Origin of the sequence: Aequoribacter sp., assembly GCF_965659035.1 — a bacterium.
Lineage (GTDB): Bacteria > Pseudomonadota > Gammaproteobacteria > Pseudomonadales > Halieaceae > Aequoribacter.
This window is the reverse complement of the sequence record NZ_CBFHWH010000006.1, coordinates 20,852-39,073: the sequence shown is the minus strand read 5'-3', so window position 1 is coordinate 39,073 and position 18,222 is coordinate 20,852. Positions and strand designations below refer to the sequence as shown.

Sequence of the window (18,222 nt, the reverse complement as noted above, 5' to 3'; positions counted from 1 at the left end):
GACACCTACAGTGTGAGTGACATGAGTTCTTCCGGAAGCTCAGTATCGGCACCGGATTCCAACAACGCTTTATCTCGCTCGGACAACCACAAGTTTTCTGACCATATTTCCAGCTTGTTACCCTGTCCCACCAAGACCAGCTTCTTATCTAGGTTGGCGTACTCTCGCAGAGGGGCGGGAAGCAACAATCGGCCATTAGCATCCATCTCTAAATCGGTGGCGTAGCCCAAAGTGAGGCGCTGAAAACGTTTAACCGCAGGCTTTAAGGCGGGCAAAGCCTGAATTTGATCTTGGATCACTTCCCATTCGGGCAGAGGGTACAAGGCCAGACACGCCACCTGTGTATCGATGGTAATAACGACCTCACCAGAGCAATGGCCGAGCAGAGGCTCGCGATGCTTGGCAGGAATTGCCAATCGCCCTTTCGCATCCATATTGATGTGATGCACGCCTCTAAACACTGAAAACCGCCCCTTTTTTATCTCGGCAAATCCACAAAAAACCAGATTTACCCACTTTTCTCCACTTTGCGACACTATAGAGGTGCACGAACACCCCTGTCAAGGAGACGAAAATTGGAAAAATGTTGCTATTTCAGTCAATTAGCACCCTAGGTTTAGGGTAGCGATGGATGCCAGCAGCACCTAATACTTAAGAATTTTTACGGATTAACACAACCCTAAGGCCATGTAGTTATATTCTACTTTAAGGAAAATCAAAAAAAAGAATAAAGATTTGTTCTTTTAATACTAAAAAGTATAAAAAAGAGTCGGTCGATAAGCCGGGTTCTGTCGTGGACGATCATTCCTCTGCGACTGATGTCGCCATCAGCCTGTAGCGACCTACCCGAACTCACCGCGGGTCACGGCTAATGAGTTCCTATTTGGTCTTGCTCCGAGTGGGGTTTACCATCGCCAAATCTGTTACCAGATTTGCGGTGCGCTCTTACCGCACCTTTTCACCCTTACCAACCGAGGTTGGCGGTTTCCTTTCTGCTGCACTTTCCGTAGGCTCGCGCCCCCCAGGCGTTACCTGGCACTCTACCCTATGGAGCCCGGACTTTCCTCCAGAAGCAGTAGCTTCCAGCGATCGCCTGACCGACTCGCCGCGAGGTTACCCCGTGTAGGCGTTTCAAGCAACCGAATTCTTGTTGTCTAACAACCACTCGTACAAAGGCTTTTTCTTTAACCCGAGGTAGTCGGCCACCATCGCTGCAGCTACTTTGGGGGGCGCGTACTCAGCAATCTGACCCAACAGCTCTTGCTCTTGCTCGCCAAAGTCGGCTTCCGCCTGGTCGCTACCGCGCACCAGCACAACAAACTCTCCCCGCTGCTGATTACTGTCTTGAGCCACGAACTCGACCAATTCACCCAGGGTTCCGCGCCGAATCGTCTCAAAAGTTTTTGTCAGCTCTCGGCAAATACAAGCCTCGCGTTCCGCACCATAAACCGCCACGGCATCCGCCAACATCGACACAATTCGGTGAGGCGCTTCGTAAAAAATCAACGTCGCCGCCTCAAACGCGAAACTCGCCAACCAAGTGCGTCTCGCGCTGTCTTTGGCAGGCCCAAAACCAACAAACAAGAAGCGATCTGACGGCAAGCCCGCGGCCGAAACAGCCGCGATGGTTGCACTGGGACCGGGAATAGGCACGACTCGAATGCCCGCGTCTTGCGCGGCGCGGACAAGCTGATAACCCGGGTCTGAAATTAGTGGGGTCCCGGCGTCACTCACCAAAGCGCAAGCACCGCCGCTATCGCAGATCGATCGTATCTTCTCAATCATCGCATCCGTTGAGGAATGCTCATGGTAAGTTGTCACTGAGCGTTCTATGCCGTGATATTGCAGCAACTTACGCGTGTGACGCGTATCTTCGGCAGCCAGTAATTCCACATCCTTCAGGATGCGCAAGGCGCGAAGCGTGATATCATCCAAATGTCCAATAGGTGTTGCTACAATATACAAACCCGATTCCAACGTATGCTCCTTAAATAGGGCGAGCCAAGCGCTAACGATACCATGAAGCACAATGCACTGCTCACATCACTGACTCTAATTGGCTTGAGCGCACTGCTTGCCAGCTGCGGCCAAACACCCAGCAAACCCAGCGTGAAGCCACAAGAGCAAATCGTCGCTCCTAGGCAAGATGAGGCAGAAGTATTACCCCCGCCCAGCGAACCCGAACTTGTCGCCATGCGTGAAGCGCTGATTCAGGCAGAACTTGCCCTAGCTTCAGGCCAACCCTACCGCGCATTGAGTCTTGTTCAATCTATTCAGTATCACGCGCTGAATAATGAGGAACAGTTGCGCGGCACCTTCCTACAAGCGCAGCTCGACAGTCAGTTTGGCAGCTATACTCAAGCCCTAGAGCGCTATCAAAGTTTAAGCGGTAAAGACCTCAAGATCCTGGGCGTAACAAGCACAGATATCGACCAAAGCATTTATCGACTGGCTGTCCTACACCAAGATCACGCAAATATCGTGCGCTATGGCGTGAACCTACTTCTAGACACTAGCCAGAACGAGACGCAAGTAAATCGACTGATGGCTATCGCGCAAGCACTGAGCTACTTGGACACGAAGCAGTTAGCCGAAATCAACCGACTCTTAGGAAAGCAAGAGCAAACCCTCCTAAGAAGTGTTGTCAACGCTAACGCACTCAAACGCAGAGACTTTGGTGCTGGCCTGTGTGAAGCATGGAACAGCGTCAGTATTCCTGGCAACACACTCGAAACCCTTTGCACTGCTGATAGTGACATTCCGGCCAATAATAAGCTTTTGGTGGCACTACCTCTTTCCGGTCGTTTACAGGTCGCAGGCGAGGCGATTCTTGACGGCATTATTTTTAGCCACTTAAGCAAGCAAAGCACGAGCGAGCTTCACGTTGTCGATACTCACGCCAATGATGACCAGGCAATTTTCCAGCAACTTCAGACGGGCCAATACACGGGCATGATCGGCCCGCTCGAGAAAAATCGCGTGCAGGCCTGGCAGTCACTGAGCGCGTTAACTGACGCTCGCATTGTTTCACTTAACACGCCTGAACAAAGCGATAGCAAGATCGATGCACAACACTTTTACCAGTTCGCGCTCAGCCCCGAGGCTGAGGCGACTTACCTTGCGAACACGGTCTTCGCCTCGGGCGCACGTCGAGTTCTGATCATACGACCCCAGACCGACTGGGGAGCACGGACCCTGCTAGCGCTTCGCAACCAATGGGACGCTCTCGGGGGAACCGAGATCGCAACTGCGACGTATCGTGGCCAAGAAGACTACGAGAGCAGTCTTCGTGTCGCTCTAGGCGTGGCCGACAGCGCAGCGCGTCGCAGAACTCTGGGTAGGCTGTCAGGCCTGTCGATGCACCTACAGGCCAGACGGCGTGAGGACATTGATGCGGTCATCATGTTAGCGAGCACACCCGAAGAAGCGAGATCTATCGTACCCTTACTCGCATTCCACTTTGCCGAAGACTTACCCGTCTACACCGTATCAGCGGCTAACGATCTGCCACATAAAATCGACCACAAAGACCTCGATAAGGTCGTAACGGTAGATATCGCAAGCTTGCCCCCTATTCCCAATGAAACACCTGCTTCCGCCGCATTGGCACGTTTGACCGCATTGGGTATCGACGCCTACGACTTGAGCCAGCTGCCGGACCCTGAGTCGCCACTAAGATCGCTCTATCGCGGCGAAACCGGCCTGCTATGGATCGATGAGCAGGGTTTTGTGCAGCGACAATGGAAAGTGCTCCAATACGATAGAGACGAACGCAAAGCCCTGTAGCAGTCTGGTCCTTTTGGATGCACCCAGATGAACCAAGGACTCATGTACGAGCTAGCCGCCGAGAGGTTTTTGTGCCAAGTGGGACTCGAACTCATTGAGCGAAACTTTAGGGGCAGCTACGGTGAAATCGACTTAATCATGCTCGATCGTCGAACTCTAGTATTCATCGAAGTACGCCAGCGCAGCAGGTCGCGATTTTATTCAGCAGCGGCCTCGATCTCAGCGAAAAAACGATCACGCATTGTCAAAACCGCACTGGGCTTCCTAAAAGAAAACCCGATATACCGGAACAACTACTGCCGATTCGACGTCGTGGCCTTTGACGATACATGCGACTCACCTCTTTGGATAAAAAGCGCCTTTACCGAAGAATAAAAGCAAGTGACAATAGGACCATGACCGAATACGACCTTATCGCTAATCATTTCGCCAACACGCTGCAGAGCGTGGCTGAGCAGGTAGACTCGCTAGCGCCTGCCATAGAGGCGACAGGTAGCCTGATGGCCGACACCCTCTTGCGAGATGGGAAGCTTATTCTTTGCGGCTTAGGTCCTGACGCAGCTGCAGCACAACTACTGACAACCTACTTGATCAGCCGATTTGAGCTCGAACGCCCGGCCCTACCAGCGATCAACCTCGCGCAGGGAAGCAGCACGACAACCGGCGTCATCGGCGCAAGCGGCGCCAACGACTTGTTCTCGCGCCAAATTAAGGCCCTAGGCCGCCCAGAAGATACCTTGATCTGCATCGCCAGCCAGCAGTCGCACACAGCGCTACTTAGAGCAATCCAAACAGCGCATGAAATAGACATGACGGTCGTGCTTTTGTGCAATCATGAGCTTGGCGATTTAAGCAGTCTGGTCAGCGGAAACGATGCCAGCATCGCCATTCAGGGCGATCGGGCAAGCACAGTATTTGAGCTTCAGATCATGTGTATCCACAGGCTGATCGAGCTGATCGAACACACTTTATTCTTTAACAACATGGACGGAAATTTGTGAACAAAGTACTTAAGGCGATATCACTGTCTTCACTTTTATGTCTCAGCGGCTGTGGCTCTATGCTCGCCAGCATGGGTTCCGAGCCGATCAAAGAAGACCCAACGACCAGAACCGTGGGGCAGTCGATAGAAGACAGCTCGATCGAAACAAAAGCCATTGTCAATATCAACGCAGCGGACGAAGCGTTCAAAAAAGCAAAAATCGACGTCGATGTCTACAATGGCTATGTATTGATTACCGGCCAAGTGCCCACCGAGGTCCTGAAGCAAAAAGCATCTGACGTGGTCAAACAAATTCCGAAGGTTCGTCGCATCTACAACGAACTTGAGCTCGCCTCACCATCGTCGCTATTAACGCGATCGAGCGACGCCCTACTCGCTACCAAGGTAAAGACTGTCTTACTTGCCCGCGAGGATATTCAAGGTAACCGCATCGATGTCGTCGTCGAAAACGGCATTGTGTATCTCATGGGGCTTGCTTATCGCGTCGAGGGTGAGCGTGCCATTAACGCGGTATCGGACATTGGTGGCGTACAGCGCGTCGTAAGTGTTTTTGAATGGCTCGATTGATTATTTAACAACTTTTAGGGCAGGCTTTTTAGGCTTCTCAACCAAGGAGTCTGCCCCGCCGCTACTTGGACTGGGCGCAGGTGGCTCTGGATCAAACATCATCCCTTGGCCGTTTTCTTTCGCATAGATACCTAATACCGAACTCATCGGCACCCACACGTCCATGGGCTGACCTGAAAAACGTGCGTTAAAACACACCGCGTCATCAAGCATGTTAAAGTCAACTACCGCTCCTGGAGCGATATTCAGGACAATACTACCATCCTTAACGTAATCCTGCGGCACAACAACACCGGCACGCGTCGCATCGACTAATAAATAGGGCGTACAATTATTATCGACAATCCAATCGTACAAAGCCCTAACAAAGTAGGGCTTGCTTGACGTCATGGTGTTGCGGCTCATTGGTTTAGCGCATCTCGCGCTCTTGAGGCGATAAGGACTCTTGGAACGCTTCTCGATCAAACAATGAATCCATGTAAGTGAACAAGGGCTTGGTTTGTCGCGTCATTTTCAGATCGATGCCGTACGACGGCAAACGCCACAAGATGGGGGCCAAGCAGCAGTCCACCAAGGTAAATTCATCGCTCATGAAAAAGGGTTTTTCTGCGAAGATAGGCGCAATCCCAGTAAAGCTATCGCCCAGTTCTTTGGCCGCTTTCGCCTTCGCTGGCTCTGAACCATTCTCGATTTTGTCCACCAGCGAGCACCAATCACGCTCAATACGGTGCATGTACAGGCGGCTTTCAGCACGCGCTACCGGATAAACGGGTAGCAGAGGAGGATGAGGAAAACGCTCGTCCAGGTATTCCATCATGACTTTCGATTCATAGAGCACCAACTCACGGTCCACCAAGGTGGGCAATGAATTGTACGGGTTCAAATCCGCAAGCTCTGCCGGAGGGTTCTGCGCATCGACTTCAACCAAATCAACAGTAACCCCCTTCTCAGCCAAAACAATCCGCACGCGATGGCTGTAGTGGCAAGTACTATCAGAGAAAAAAGTCATTGAAGACCGCTTTGTAACGATACCCATGTGTTACCCTCAGTAGGAAGAAGGGGCAGAGCGAGAGCATCTACCCCAAAATTATTTAATGAACGTCTTTCCAGTATTCGCGGTTAAGCAACCACGCCAACACGAAGAATAAAACGATAAACATCAAAGTGAATAAACCAATGCGATGGCGTTTTTCAGCCACTGGATCAGCGCTGTAAGACAGGAAGTTAACTAAGTCATAAATAGCCGCATCGAATTCGGCTGTCGTCATCGCTCCAGCTTGCTTGACCTCTAAACGACCACACGGCACATCTAAAATATCTTCGCCTGTCAGCGGATCGCGTTTCACACCGCCGTTCGCGGCGTGACCAGGGCCCATCGCACACTCTGGCATGCCCTGCAAATCCATCAAGACATGCGGCATGCCGACGTCTTTGAATACTTTGTTATTCACGCCGTAAGGACGCGAAGGGTCTGCATAAAAGGTACGCAGGTACGTGTATAACCACTCAGGCTGGCGCGCGCGCGAAATCAACGTCAAATCAGGAGGCGTCGCACCAAACCATTGCTTCGCGAGCTGCTTATCCATGGCGTTGTTCATTAAGGCACCCATTTTGACATCCGTGTCAAACTTCAGGTTGGCCTCGAACAGATCTTCAGGAATCCCCAAGTCGGCTGCAACGCGGTTGTAGCGCTGGTACTGCAATGAGTGACAACCGAAGCAATAGTTCATGAACATTTGAGCCCCACTTTGCAACGACGCCTTATCGCTATGGTCAACGGTGATCTCGTCACAAGGGATACTACCGCACGCGAACTCGGACTCCGCGCCCACCGCTTTCAGCGGCAAGATCGTCAGCGCGCCGATTAGGGCTATCGCGCCCAATACGCCCATCGCGCCCAGCCCGCCGTCCATCGTCACTCGCTCGGGCACCGGTTTGGTTTTATCCATGGAAGACCAAATCGGCATCGCTAGGAAAAAGAAGAAGTAGAATACCGAGCAAATCTGAGCCAAGAGCGTACGCTCGGGTGTTGGCGCTTTCACACCCAACACACCTAAAATCAGGAACGACGCCACAAACAAGGTCAGCATCACTTTGGTGATATTGCCTTTGTAACGCCAGCTTCTCACGGGCGAACGGTCTAACCATGGCAACAAGAACGGAATAGCAACAGACGCCGCAAAAGCCACGAAACCCCAGAACTTGTCTGGGACTGCACGCAACACCGAATAGAATGGCGTGAAGTACCATACTGGCGCGATGTGCGCAGGGGTTTTCAGAGCGTTAGCTTCTTCGAAGTTGGCGTACTCCAGGAAAAATCCGCCCATCTCTGGCATAAAGAAGATCACGCCGCAGAAGATGAATAAGAAAACGCCCAGTCCCTGTAGATCGTGCACCGAGTAATACGGATGGAACGCGATCCCGTCTAGGGGTACACCGTTTTCGTCTTTGTACTTCTTAATATCCACGCCGTCAGGGTTGTTTGAACCCACTTCGTGCAAAGCTAACAAGTGCAATACCACTAGTGCTAACAATACGATGGGCAAAGCAACCACATGCAGAGCAAAAAAGCGGTTCAAGGTAATGCCGGAGATCAAGAAGTCACCGCGGATCCAGGTCACTAGGTCTTCACCGACAACTGGGATCGCACCGAACAGCGAAATAATAACCTGCGCTCCCCAGTAGGACATTTGCCCCCAAGGCAACACATATCCCACGAACGCTTCGGCCATTAACACCACAAAGATAAGCATGCCAAAGATCCAGATCAGCTCTCGTGGTTTTTGATACGATCCGTACAATAACGCGCGGAACATGTGCAGATACACAACCACGAAGAACGCAGAGGCACCGGTTGAATGCATGTAGCGAATTAACCAGCCAAACTCGACATCACGCATGATGTATTCAACGGAAGCAAAGGCACCCTCAGCACTGGGCGTATAGCTCATCGTCAGCCAAATACCCGTGAGTAACTGGTTGACAAGCACTACTAGTGACAAAAAGCCAAAGAAGTACCAAAAGTTAAAGTTCTTGGGCGCGTAGTATTTGCCCATGTGCGTATTCCACGCGCGCATAATGGGGAGTCGAGCATCGACCCAATCGCGCAAACCTACTAAAGCCTTAATCATTACGCCGCCTCCGCATCGATGCCAATAACAAGAACCCGATCGGATTCAAAAGAGTAAGGAGGTACCACCAAGTTAGTGGAAGCGGGAACGCCTGCATATACGCGTCCCGACATATCAAACTTTGAACCGTGACAAGGGCAGAAAAACCCTCCCAGCCACGCATCTCCACCCAGATCGGCAGCGCCAACTTCTGGGCGATACTTTGGAGCACAACCTAGGTGCGTACACAAGCCTTCCACCACGAGCAATTCTGGACGCAAGGCACGATCTATGCCCGAGATGTAGGTCGGCTGCTGTGAAATTGCTGAATCCGGATCCTTAAGGTCGTCGTTTAGCTTAGGTAAATTATCCAGCATCTCTTGAGTTCGGTTCACCACATACACTGGCTTCCCGCGCCACTCAACAACGATCATCTGGCCCGGCTCGAGCTTGGAAATATCCGCCTTGACCGGCGCGCCTGCCGCTTTTGCTTTCGCAGACGGCTGCCAAGAACCCAAAAACGGAGTCGCAATACCGACCGCACCCGCAACGCCTACGACGCTGGTTGCAGTGGTCAGAAAACGACGCCGACCTGTGTTTACAGTTTCATCAGACATGTTGTACTCCACCCCGGCTGATTAAGGCAATTCACCCGCCCCAATCGCGCGCGAAATCGCCTGCCCAAAAATGAATGGAATGGTAAAGAGTTTGCCCGCGAGATACAAGCCGAATCACGATTTGACGCACTTTTTTTAAGGATAAATGTGATCCAAAACAAGGTGTTAGTTAGAAACGCAAAAAAGCCCGTGGGTTGCGCCACGGGCTTCTTCCAAAAGGCAAAAAATCTTAACGCTTGCTGAACTGAGGGCGCTTGCGTGCTTTGCGCAGACCGACTTTTTTACGTTCAACTTCACGTGCATCACGAGTCACGTAACCGGCTTTACGTAGTGCGCCACGCAGAGTCTCGTCGTACTCCATCAGCGCACGGGTAATACCGTGACGGATAGCTCCCGCTTGGCCAAAACTTCCACCGCCGACAACGGTCACATTCACGTTGAAACGATCTGCCATTTCAACCAACTCCAAAGGCTGACGTACAATCATACGCGCAACTTCGCGGCCGAAGTACACATCGATCGGGCGGTCATTGACGGTGATCGCACCCTCGCCTTGGGTTAAAAATACGCGCGCCGTAGAGGTTTTACGTCGGCCCGTGCCGTAATACTGAGCTGCTGCCATAATCGTCACGCTTCCTTAAATTTCTAAAGTTTCAGGCTGCTGTGCCGCATGAGGGTGATCATTACCCGCGTACACTTTCAGCTTTTTGAACATGGCTCGACCCAAAGGATTGCGAGGCAACATACCTTTAACGGCACGTTGCAAAACACGCTCTGGCGCACGTTCAATCAATTTCTCAAACGAGTAAGACTTCAGACCACCGGGGTAACCCGTGTGGTGGTGATACATCTTATCGGTTGTCTTGGCGCCAGTCACCTTCACCTTCTCGCAATTCACAACCACAATGTAGTCGCCCGTGTCGGTATGAGGGGTATATTCTGGCTTGTGCTTGCCACGCAAACGGTGAGCAATTTCGCTCGCCAAACGTCCAAGCGTTTTATCGGTGGCGTCTACAACGAACCATTCCTGGTTCACTTCGCCACTTTTTGCACTGTAAGTTTTCATGTTGACTTGGCCTTGTAGGGCTAAATTTAAAGAGCGCGAATACTACTCAATCGACCCAGGCTTTTCAAGCAGTATTTTCACCATTTTCGCGCTTCGTGAAAAACACCAGAGGACTGGCATTTATTCACTGCACAATGGCCGTATTCCAACAAAACCTCCCGGCAGCCAGCATCGCGATATCGGCGTAAAATCATAGCTTGCTACGCCTTATGAGCGCTGGCCAAGTATTCCTCCGACTGCATTTCCTGCAAGCGAGAATACGTTCGGTCGAACTCGAAACTTAATCGTGACCCTCGATACAGTTCGAGCAAAGGCGCCTGGGCACTGAGAATGAGCTTCACACCCCGATCATAAAATTCGTCCACTAAATTAATAAATCGCCGCGCCTGATCATCGTTCGACCCACTGAACACGGGGACTTGCTGTAGCAGAACAGTGTGGTAAACCCGCGATAGCTCAATGTAGTCGTTTTGCGACCTCGGACCATCGCAAAGCGCAACAAAATCAAACCAGACGACATCATCCGCCACCGCCTTCACCTGTAACTGCCTATTGTTGACCTCGATAAAACAATTTTTAATCTCAGCCTGAGGCACTAAAGATTGAAACATAGTCCGTAAGGCCTCGGCGGCTACTTCGTTATGCGGCGTGTGATACAAGGGCAAGGCCTGTAGCGTACGGAGCCTATAGTCGACCCCCGAGTCCAGATTAAAGACCTGCGTATAGCGTTGTAACATGGCAATTGCGGGCAAAAACCGCTGACGCTGCAAACCATCCTTGTACAAATTTTCAGGTACAATATTTGAAGTAGCCACCAAGGTAATACCTCGTTCAAACAGGGCCTCCATCAAGCCCCCTAGAATCATCGCATCACCAATATCCGTGACGAAAAATTCGTCAAAACAAAGCACATTTGCTTGCGCTGCGATACCATCGGCGACTGCCAACAAAGGGTTCTTCGCGCCCTGCAAGCGACGCAAATCGCTGTGCACTCGATACATGAAACGGTGGAAATGCACTCGCAGAACCAAGTCTTTCGGCAATGCCTCAGTGAAAAGATCTAGCAAATGTGTTTTTCCACGCCCGACGCCACCCCAAAAATAGAGACCCACCTCGGGCTCGCGCTTGCGCTTCCAGCTGAAAATCGAGCGTTTACGCTGCGCTCTCGCCAACACCCGATGGTACAAATCATCGAGCAGAGCGGCCGCCTCAGCTTGAGCTTGATCAGGCATGAGCAGGCCCGATGCCAGCTGCTGCTGATATCGCGCTAATGGACTTGTGCCCGCCTCGCTCATCGTGGATTCACCTCTTCAATTTCGCGCTGAACTCTAGCGGTCTAGATCAAAAGTCGCAAGTAATGCACAGGATAAATCGTACAGCTACCGCCAGTTTCAGGCTATACTAGCCTCAAGAAGAGGATTTTGACGTGATCGAACTGACATCTGTAACACTGCTCATTGCCGGCCTATTAATCGCAGCAGTCGCATTTTTAGGCGGCTGGCTACTCGGACAACGCGGCGTCGCGACCAATGACTCGCGCGAGCAAGAGCTTGAAGAAACTATAAGCGCACTCAAACACAAACACGAGCAGTATCAACACAGCGTCCACACACACTTCGCACAAACCGCAGAGCTGGTGGGCCAATTGACGCAAGACTACCGAAAAGTCTACGAACACCTTTCTGAAGGCGCAGCGACCTTGTGCGACCAAAACCAGTTGCCACAAACCCTAGTGCAGGCCATCGAGGCCGATCAGAACCGTGAGATTGACCCCAACCAAACACGGGCCCCGCTGGACTATGCACCAAAATCTTCACCCGATGAACCCGGCATGCTGAACGAGCGCTACGGTTTGGAGACGCCAGCGTTCAAGGAGCAGCGACATTAAGCTGGGTTTGGAATATCGATAAACCGATGCTCCAACCCAAATTCACGCTCAAGCCATGCACCTAGGGCCTGCACACCCCCGCGTTCGGTTGCGTGATGCCCTGCTGCAAAGTAATGGATTTTTTGCTCGCGCGCTGAGTGTGTTGTTTTCTCTGAAATCTCACCGCTAATATAAGCGTCCAAGCCAAGCACCGCAGCTTGATCAATAAAACCCTGCGCGCCACCCGTGCACCACCCAAAACGCTTCACCAAGGAGTCGTCAGCCGCCACCCAAACACAGGAGCGGCCCAGGGCGAGCTCAATCCCCCGGCGCAATACCTGAGCATCACATGGCTGCTCAAACACCCCCTGCCATACCGGATGATCAGCACTGCCGGGGTGCAATGTAAACGGCGGCAAATATTCCTGAAGGCAGTGACCTAGAGTCGTATTATTTCCCAGCTCAAAGTGGTAATCCAAGGGCAAGTGGTAAGCCAGCATATTCAGGTCGGCCGCTAACAAGGTTGCCAAACGCTGCCGTTTCATACCCACGACAGGCTCAAATTCACCTTTCCAAAAGTACCCATGGTGCACCAGCAAGGCATCCGCCTGCCAAGCAATTGCCTCATCAATGGCAGCTTGGCACGCTGTGACGGCTGTGGCGACACGCTGGATGTTCGACCGCCCCTCTACCTGCAAACCGTTAGGACAATAATCAGGTATCGATTTCGCGCTTAACAATTCATCCAAAGCGGCCACCAGGGCAGCTCGTTCGATAGACATATGAACTCTCCAATCAGATTGCGTATACTGAGCGCATTACATTGGGTAAAAAACTATGCAACGCATTTTGTCACAATGGCTGTGGCCATCAATAGCTGGGCTTGCGATTGCACTGCTGGTGCTAGAGTATACCGGTTGGCGCTCCAACAGTCCGCAACCCGCCGAGCGGATGACCAGCTACGCCACAGCCGTCGCAACGGCGACACCCTCTGTAGTAAACATTTACACCGCCAAGGTCGTGAATGAGTCGCCCAGTCAGAGAAACAACCGCTTCAATCAACTTAACCGCGGCTCCAACCAACAGCGCGTCGAGCGCTCGCTCGGATCGGGCGTCATACTATCAGAAGACGGTATTATCTTAACGAATCGTCACGTCATTGCCGGCGCGGACGCCATACAAGTTTTACTCAATGACAATCGCAACGCGCGCGCCGAAATACTGGGAGCTGACCCAGCTACCGACCTCGCCGTGCTCAAGATAGACCTAGATCATTTAAGCCCCGCCATCATTGGCGACTCAAACGCAGCCCGTGTGGGCGATGTGGTCCTCGCCATTGGCAACCCGCTGGGCTTTGGTAGCTCAGTGACGCAAGGCATCATTTCTGCCTTGGGGCGCTATGGATTCCAAGGTGGGGCTTATTATGAAGATTACATCCAAACCGACGCCACGATTCACATGGGCAACTCGGGCGGGGCGCTAATCAATACCAAGGGTGAGCTGTTGGGCATCAATTCCCTGATTTACACTGGCGGCAATACCGCTAATGCCAGTGCGGGCATTGGGATTAGTCTCGCCGTCCCGATTAATCTTGCGACGTTTGTCGCGCAGGACCTCATTGACTACGGCCAAGTTATTCGCGGCTGGATGGGTGTTAGCGTACAACCCTTCATCCCCGACACAAGTCAACCTACCGTCGGCGCCTTGCTGGTAACCCAGACAGTCGCGAATGGCCCCGCCGATCGGGCCGGAATAAAGCCGGGCGATATTATTACCGCCATTAACGACGAGCCGGTGACCGATGGACGCATTGCAATGCACCGCATCGCGTTATTGCGACCGGGGGACATCATCAGCGTGACGCTGGTGGACGAGAGTGACAACACACAAAATCTGAACGTGGTGCTTGGCTCGCTCCAGCAAGCACCTCAAAGCTGAGCGGGCTTGTCTGCCTTAAAGCGCATTTCTGCACTCTGTGCATGCGCCGTCAGACCCTCGGCGCGCGCGAGCACGGAGGTACACTCACCTAAGCGCTGACCAGCGTCGGCCGCGACTTTGATAATCGATGAGCGCTTCTCAAAGTCGTATACGCCAAGGGGCGAACTGAAGCGTGCAGTGCCGGATGTCGGCAGCACGTGATTCGGCCCCGCACAGTAGTCACCCAGTGATTCCGTCGCATAGGCGCCTAAAAAGACAGCGCCAGCATGCTTGATTTTTTGCAGCAAGGCCTCGGGATCCGCTACCGCGAGCTCCAGATGCTCAGGTGCTAGACGGTTGCTCACAGCGGCCGCATCTGCCAAATCCGTCGTCGCAATCAGCGCACTGCGCCCCTCCAGTGCGGCAGCAATAATTGCATGACGCTCCATGGTTGGCAGTAGGCGAGCAATACTGTCCTGCACTTGCTCCAAAAACTGAGTATCGGGACACAACACCAGCGCCTGGGCCATTTCGTCGTGTTCACACTGGGCAAACATATCCATGGCGATCCAGTCTGGATCAACGCTGCCGTCAGTAATGATCAACACCTCCGATGGACCTGCGATCATATCGATACCCACTTGCCCGTAGACTGCTCGCTTAGCCGCAGCAACGTAGGCATTGCCAGGACCCACTATCTTATCGACCGCTTTAATACTCTCGGTGCCATACGCCAACGCGGCAACAGCTTGTGCACCACCTATCGTGATGACCTCGTCGACACCCGCCAAATAGGCAGCTGCAAGGACCCAATCGTTGATTTCACCTCTCGGCGACGGCGACACCATCACTATACGCTCAACACCGGCCACTTTTGCCGGAATGGTGTTCATTAACACCGACGAGGGGTACGAGGCCTTTCCACCTGGCACATACACACCGACAGAGTCCAGCGGCGATACGCGCTGACCTAGGGTGTTACCCAGGGCATCGGTAACACGCCAACTGTCTTGCTTTTGATGCTGATGAAACCACTCGATGCGCTGGGCAGCCAGAGACAGCTGCTCGTAGCCCCCCTCAGGTAGTCGAGCAACCGCCGCTTGTAGCTCATCAATGGAAACCCGCAAATCCTCGATAGACTCGATCTCGCGAGCATCAAATTTCCGAGTTAACTCTACGACTGCGGCATCCCCCGCGGAGCGCACTTTGCCAATAATGGCATCCGTTGCCTCAATGACACTCTGATTCAAGGCGCCTTGAGCATCACAGATCGCCGCGAGCCGCGCATCAAAATCGGCGTCTGTCGTTGCAAGTTGTCGAATTCTAGTCACGGCATACCTCGCTGGGAAGCGCCTCTTTCAGGCGGTCGATCAAGCCACTCACTTGCGCATGGTGCGAGCGCATAGCCGCTTTGTTTACGATCAGACGCGAACTGATATCGGCAATGGTCTCCTTCGGCGCCATCCCGTTAGCGCGCAAGGTATTGCCGGTATCGACGATATCCACAATCTCGTCGGCCAAATTCATTAGGGGCGCCAATTCCATCGCACCATACAACTTTATCAATTCAACCTGCACTCCGCGCTCAGCGTAAAAATTCCGCGCCACATTCACGAACTTAGTGGCCACTCGCAGCTTTCCACTCGCAGGTTTGGCGTCAAGAGCGGAGGCAGTCATTAATCGGCATTTAGCGATACCCAGATCCAGAGGCTCGTAAACGCCTTCCGCGCCGTGCTCAAGCAGGACATCCTTGCCGACCACGCCTACTTGCGCCGCGCCATAGCGAACGTAGGTCGGCACGTCAGTTCCGCGAATAATCACCAGAGAAACTTCAGCCATAGTCGTCGGGAAAATTAATTTGCGGCTACTGTGCACATCTTCCAGCGGCTCAATGCCTGCGTGCGCCAACAGAGGCAGCGTCTCTTTCAGGATTCGGCCCTTGGTGAGCGCGATAGTCAGCATGATACTTCCTTGTTAACTGTGTAGACGACGAATATCAGCGCCTAACGATTGCAAGCGCTCTTCAATACACTCGTAACCACGATCAATGTGATAGATGCGATCAACCAAAGTCTCGCCCTGTGCCACCAAGCCAGCAATGACTAAACTCGCCGAGGCCCGAAGGTCACTGGCCATGACCGGCGCGCCGGCCAGCTGTGGCTGCCCTTCGATGACCGCAGTGTTCCCCTCAATTTTAATTTTCGCACCCATACGATTCATTTCGTGGGTTTGAATAAGGCGGTTTTCAAACACGGTTTCCACCACCGTCGACACACCGTCTGCCACCGCATTCATTGCCGTGAACTGAGCCTGCATATCCGTTGGAAAACCTGGATAAGGCGCCGTTTTTAAACTCACGGGCTTCGGGCGACGCCCTGCCATATCCAGCTTGATGACATCACCATCTACCTGAATGTCTGCACCTGCATCGGCGAGTTTTTGCAAAATAACGTCCATAGAATCAGGTTCGGCACCCCGTAGCGTGATCGAGCCTCCGGTTGCCGCTGCAGCCACCAGATAGGTCCCGCTCTCGATGCGGTCGGGCATAACAGAATATTCACAATGACCCAGCCGCTCGACGCCCTCGATCACCACTCGATCAGAACCATGCCCAGTAATTTTTGCTCCCATGGCGTTCAAGAAGTTGGCTAAATCTACCACTTCCGGCTCGCGCGCCGCGTTATCCAGCACGGTTCGGCCCTCTGCGAGCGCCGCGGCCATCATTAAATTCTCGGTACCACCGACGGTCACGGTTTCCATGACGATGTGTGCGCCTTTCAAACGCCCTTGCGTGCGCGCATGAATGTAGCCACCATCGACCTCTATCATTGCGCCCATCGCCTCAAGACCTTTTAAATGCAGGTCAACGGGGCGACTGCCGATGGCGCAGCCGCCTGGAAAAGACACGTGCGCCTCACCGAAACGTGCAACCAAAGGCCCCAATACCAAAATCGAGGCCCGCATGGTTTTCACCAAGTCATAATCCGCTTGATAATTCGTAATGGTATTGGCATCTACCTCTACGCCTAAGCGTTCATCGATAATGACCTCAACACCAAGGCAACCCAGCAATTCCAGCATGGTTGTGACATCGTGCAGATGCGGCAAATTGCGCACCACAACGGATTCGCTAGACAAGAGCGTTGCCGCGAGAATAGGGAGCGCGGCATTTTTTGCACCCGAGACCTTGAGCTCACCGTGCAGCGGCTTGCCACCACGGATCAGTAGTTTATCCAATGCATACCCCGCTTCGCTTGCGCACGATCACGCTTCAGCCTCGGCTGGCGTTTTGGCACGAATGTTAACCGCGTGAATAGTTCCGGCAGCAATTAAGTCAGCAACTACCGAGTAGACCAACTGTTGACGCTTAACCGCTCGCAAACCTTCAAACTGGGCACCCACCGCATGAATGGTGTAATGGCCGCCCTGTTCCGTAACCGTTACATCGCACTCTGGCAGACCCGCCGCCACAATATCTTCTAAAGTCTGTGCATCCACAGAGCTACCCCTCTTTACCCCAGTTGTCGATAACACTTTGAACCACCTGCTCAAAACAGGCTGAGTCGTTCGACTCACACTTCAAAGAGCGCGCGTATTTTTTGGCCGCACTGTCAAATTGCGAGCGGTAGATATCACCCAAATTCACGTCCTCGATGATCACGTTCACTAACTGCCAGTTCCCATCTTTGGACTGTCGCATTTTATACTCAACCGAGTAAGGCTCATCGTTGGCACGCTTTATCTTTTGATAGACCGACTCGATGCTTGCCGACTCCGCGCCCTCAGGTTTGACCACCTCGATCTCAGCTTGGGCAAACGCGATAAGACCTTTTGCGTAGGTCTCGACTAAATTTTGACTCATGACTTCGGTAAAGGCCTCAAGCTGGTCTCGCAAAGTAGCTCGCCCCTCATCAGACAAAGACATGTAGTAACGCTTAGAGGCAAAATTCCCCATTACCGCACGCGAAAACCCACGGTAATCAACGACATCGTCCATCACGCCTCGCAAAGCACCGATGTACGAGGTCAATCCTTCCTCGGTAGAATCGTCGGCCGTGGCCAATACATCCATCACGCGTTCGGTGGTGTTAAAAACAGTGTCGTAAGCACTAATCGACGGCGCCTCACTCTTCGCTTCTTGCGCTTGAGCGGGTACACCTAGGCTTGCGATCAATACGCCCGCGGCGAACAACAAAACACTCATTCGAGCAATCATTTTTACTCCTTTTCCTCCCAAATACACGGTAGGGCTTCGCTTGGTTGATGTTGGCTGTATAATGCGCGCCAAC

At 52.6% G+C, this 18,222-nt stretch carries 21 protein-coding genes and 1 other RNA gene; 6 read left to right on the top strand and 16 right to left on the bottom strand.

What is annotated here, in order from left to right; translation table 11 throughout:
- Window positions 1–5 precede the first annotated feature (5 nt).
- The 3 genes from mraZ to rsmI form a co-directional block, all read right to left on the bottom strand.
- Window positions 6–461 carry a division/cell wall cluster transcriptional repressor MraZ gene (gene mraZ, locus ACTF5Z_RS02150; RefSeq protein WP_009575667.1) on the bottom strand — a complete coding sequence of 152 codons (456 nt, stop codon included), beginning with the start codon at window positions 459–461 and terminating at the stop codon, window positions 6–8.
- 300 nt (window positions 462–761) lie between these two features.
- Window positions 762–1,105, bottom strand: an RNA gene (gene rnpB, locus ACTF5Z_RS02145) — RNase P RNA component class A.
- A gap of 26 nt (window positions 1,106–1,131) precedes the next feature.
- Window positions 1,132–1,977, bottom strand: coding sequence for a 16S rRNA (cytidine(1402)-2'-O)-methyltransferase (rsmI, locus tag ACTF5Z_RS02140; RefSeq protein ID WP_423853342.1), 846 nt, complete (start codon window positions 1,975–1,977; stop codon window positions 1,132–1,134).
- Between the two features lie 42 nt (window positions 1,978–2,019).
- Between rsmI and ACTF5Z_RS02135 the strand changes: the two genes are divergently transcribed.
- Genes ACTF5Z_RS02135 through ACTF5Z_RS02120 form a run of 4 tightly spaced genes read left to right on the top strand, consistent with a single transcriptional unit; the run spans window position 2,020 to window position 5,356 of the window.
- A complete protein-coding gene (locus tag ACTF5Z_RS02135; RefSeq protein ID WP_438984324.1) occupies window positions 2,020–3,786 on the top strand; it encodes a penicillin-binding protein activator in 1,767 nt (588 codons plus the stop codon).
- 27 nt (window positions 3,787–3,813) lie between these two features.
- Entirely contained in the window at window positions 3,814–4,161 is a 348-nt protein-coding gene (locus tag ACTF5Z_RS02130; protein WP_438984323.1) for a YraN family protein, read from the top strand.
- A gap of 20 nt (window positions 4,162–4,181) precedes the next feature.
- Window positions 4,182–4,787, top strand: coding sequence for a D-sedoheptulose-7-phosphate isomerase (locus tag ACTF5Z_RS02125; RefSeq protein WP_438984322.1), 606 nt, complete (start codon window positions 4,182–4,184; stop codon window positions 4,785–4,787).
- Window positions 4,784–5,356: a BON domain-containing protein gene (locus tag ACTF5Z_RS02120; RefSeq protein WP_438984321.1), complete on the top strand. Its 573-nt coding sequence runs from the start codon at window positions 4,784–4,786 to the stop codon at window positions 5,354–5,356. Before ACTF5Z_RS02125 ends, ACTF5Z_RS02120 begins: the two co-directional genes overlap by 4 nt.
- Here the strand turns inward: ACTF5Z_RS02120 and ACTF5Z_RS02115 are convergent, their stop codons facing one another.
- The 7 genes from ACTF5Z_RS02115 to zapE all read right to left on the bottom strand — a co-directional run bounded on the left by ACTF5Z_RS02115 (window position 5,357) and on the right by zapE (window position 11,444).
- A complete protein-coding gene (locus ACTF5Z_RS02115; RefSeq protein ID WP_438984320.1) occupies window positions 5,357–5,746 on the bottom strand; it encodes a ClpXP protease specificity-enhancing factor in 390 nt (129 codons plus the stop codon).
- A 19-nt stretch (window positions 5,747–5,765) separates the two neighbouring features.
- Window positions 5,766–6,392, bottom strand: a complete 627-nt coding sequence (locus ACTF5Z_RS02110; RefSeq protein ID WP_083814367.1) for a glutathione S-transferase N-terminal domain-containing protein — start codon at window positions 6,390–6,392, stop codon at window positions 5,766–5,768.
- A gap of 55 nt (window positions 6,393–6,447) precedes the next feature.
- Window positions 6,448–8,487 (bottom strand): ubiquinol-cytochrome c reductase, encoded by a 2,040-nt coding sequence (locus tag ACTF5Z_RS02105; RefSeq protein WP_438984319.1) that lies wholly within the window; start codon window positions 8,485–8,487, stop codon window positions 6,448–6,450.
- On the bottom strand, window positions 8,487–9,083 hold the full coding sequence (gene petA, locus ACTF5Z_RS02100; protein WP_438984318.1) for a ubiquinol-cytochrome c reductase iron-sulfur subunit: 597 nt from the start codon (window positions 9,081–9,083) through the stop codon (window positions 8,487–8,489). Before petA ends, ACTF5Z_RS02105 begins: the two co-directional genes overlap by 1 nt.
- 229 nt (window positions 9,084–9,312) lie before the next feature.
- A complete protein-coding gene (gene rpsI, locus ACTF5Z_RS02095; RefSeq protein WP_423849178.1) occupies window positions 9,313–9,705 on the bottom strand; it encodes a 30S ribosomal protein S9 in 393 nt (130 codons plus the stop codon).
- 15 nt (window positions 9,706–9,720) lie between these two features.
- Window positions 9,721–10,149: a 50S ribosomal protein L13 gene (gene rplM / locus ACTF5Z_RS02090; protein ID WP_009575656.1), complete on the bottom strand. Its 429-nt coding sequence runs from the start codon at window positions 10,147–10,149 to the stop codon at window positions 9,721–9,723.
- A gap of 200 nt (window positions 10,150–10,349) precedes the next feature.
- Window positions 10,350–11,444: a cell division protein ZapE gene (gene zapE, locus ACTF5Z_RS02085; protein WP_438984317.1), complete on the bottom strand. Its 1,095-nt coding sequence runs from the start codon at window positions 11,442–11,444 to the stop codon at window positions 10,350–10,352.
- Between the two features lie 131 nt (window positions 11,445–11,575).
- On the opposite strand from zapE, the gene ACTF5Z_RS02080 reads away from it, so the two are divergent.
- Window positions 11,576–12,037 carry a YhcB family protein gene (locus tag ACTF5Z_RS02080; protein WP_438984316.1) on the top strand — a complete coding sequence of 154 codons (462 nt, stop codon included), beginning with the start codon at window positions 11,576–11,578 and terminating at the stop codon, window positions 12,035–12,037.
- Here the strand turns inward: ACTF5Z_RS02080 and ACTF5Z_RS02075 are convergent.
- A complete protein-coding gene (locus ACTF5Z_RS02075) occupies window positions 12,034–12,798 on the bottom strand; it encodes a Nif3-like dinuclear metal center hexameric protein (RefSeq protein WP_438984315.1) in 765 nt (254 codons plus the stop codon). The two genes, ACTF5Z_RS02080 and ACTF5Z_RS02075, sit on opposite strands and share 4 nt — an antisense overlap.
- Window positions 12,799–12,853: 55 nt before the next feature.
- Here ACTF5Z_RS02075 and ACTF5Z_RS02070 point away from each other — a divergent pair, with 55 nt between their 5' ends.
- A complete protein-coding gene (locus tag ACTF5Z_RS02070) occupies window positions 12,854–13,954 on the top strand; it encodes a S1C family serine protease (RefSeq protein ID WP_438984314.1) in 1,101 nt (366 codons plus the stop codon).
- Here the strand turns inward: ACTF5Z_RS02070 and hisD are convergent.
- From hisD to ACTF5Z_RS02045, 5 genes are read right to left on the bottom strand one after another with little or no spacing between them, the layout of a single operon-like run.
- Window positions 13,945–15,264: a histidinol dehydrogenase gene (gene hisD / locus ACTF5Z_RS02065; RefSeq protein ID WP_438984313.1), complete on the bottom strand. Its 1,320-nt coding sequence runs from the start codon at window positions 15,262–15,264 to the stop codon at window positions 13,945–13,947. The two genes, ACTF5Z_RS02070 and hisD, sit on opposite strands and share 10 nt — an antisense overlap.
- Entirely contained in the window at window positions 15,257–15,895 is a 639-nt protein-coding gene (gene hisG / locus ACTF5Z_RS02060; protein WP_438984312.1) for an ATP phosphoribosyltransferase, read from the bottom strand. The genes hisD and hisG overlap by 8 nt, the downstream gene beginning before the upstream one ends.
- Window positions 15,896–15,907: 12 nt before the next feature.
- Window positions 15,908–17,170: a UDP-N-acetylglucosamine 1-carboxyvinyltransferase gene (gene murA / locus ACTF5Z_RS02055; RefSeq protein WP_423849171.1), complete on the bottom strand. Its 1,263-nt coding sequence runs from the start codon at window positions 17,168–17,170 to the stop codon at window positions 15,908–15,910.
- Window positions 17,171–17,197: 27 nt separating this feature from the next.
- Window positions 17,198–17,431: a BolA family protein gene (locus ACTF5Z_RS02050; protein ID WP_438984311.1), complete on the bottom strand. Its 234-nt coding sequence runs from the start codon at window positions 17,429–17,431 to the stop codon at window positions 17,198–17,200.
- Between the two features lie 4 nt (window positions 17,432–17,435).
- Window positions 17,436–18,149, bottom strand: a complete 714-nt coding sequence (locus ACTF5Z_RS02045) for an MlaC/ttg2D family ABC transporter substrate-binding protein (RefSeq protein ID WP_438984310.1) — start codon at window positions 18,147–18,149, stop codon at window positions 17,436–17,438.
- Between the last annotated feature and the right edge of the window lie 73 nt (window positions 18,150–18,222).

What these genes read in the sequence shown, in the direction of transcription:
- zapE (WP_438984317.1), bottom strand. Translation starts at nt 11,444, where the DNA reads ATGAGCGAGGCGGGCACAAGTCCATTAGCGCGATATCAGCAGCAGCTG.
- rpsI (WP_423849178.1), bottom strand. Translation starts at nt 9,705, where the DNA reads ATGGCAGCAGCTCAGTATTACGGCACGGGCCGACGTAAAACCTCTACG.
- ACTF5Z_RS02125 (WP_438984322.1), top strand. Translation starts at nt 4,182, where the DNA reads ATGACCGAATACGACCTTATCGCTAATCATTTCGCCAACACGCTGCAG.
- ACTF5Z_RS02105 (WP_438984319.1), bottom strand. Translation starts at nt 8,487, where the DNA reads ATGATTAAGGCTTTAGTAGGTTTGCGCGATTGGGTCGATGCTCGACTC.
- hisG (WP_438984312.1), bottom strand. Translation starts at nt 15,895, where the DNA reads ATGCTGACTATCGCGCTCACCAAGGGCCGAATCCTGAAAGAGACGCTG.
- ACTF5Z_RS02110 (WP_083814367.1), bottom strand. Translation starts at nt 6,392, where the DNA reads ATGGGTATCGTTACAAAGCGGTCTTCAATGACTTTTTTCTCTGATAGT.
- ACTF5Z_RS02070 (WP_438984314.1), top strand. Translation starts at nt 12,854, where the DNA reads ATGCAACGCATTTTGTCACAATGGCTGTGGCCATCAATAGCTGGGCTT.
- rplM (WP_009575656.1), bottom strand. Translation starts at nt 10,149, where the DNA reads ATGAAAACTTACAGTGCAAAAAGTGGCGAAGTGAACCAGGAATGGTTC.
- ACTF5Z_RS02045 (WP_438984310.1), bottom strand. Translation starts at nt 18,149, where the DNA reads ATGATTGCTCGAATGAGTGTTTTGTTGTTCGCCGCGGGCGTATTGATC.
- ACTF5Z_RS02115 (WP_438984320.1), bottom strand. Translation starts at nt 5,746, where the DNA reads ATGACGTCAAGCAAGCCCTACTTTGTTAGGGCTTTGTACGATTGGATT.
- ACTF5Z_RS02130 (WP_438984323.1), top strand. Translation starts at nt 3,814, where the DNA reads ATGAACCAAGGACTCATGTACGAGCTAGCCGCCGAGAGGTTTTTGTGC.
- ACTF5Z_RS02135 (WP_438984324.1), top strand. Translation starts at nt 2,020, where the DNA reads ATGAAGCACAATGCACTGCTCACATCACTGACTCTAATTGGCTTGAGC.
- ACTF5Z_RS02075 (WP_438984315.1), bottom strand. Translation starts at nt 12,798, where the DNA reads ATGTCTATCGAACGAGCTGCCCTGGTGGCCGCTTTGGATGAATTGTTA.
- petA (WP_438984318.1), bottom strand. Translation starts at nt 9,083, where the DNA reads ATGTCTGATGAAACTGTAAACACAGGTCGGCGTCGTTTTCTGACCACT.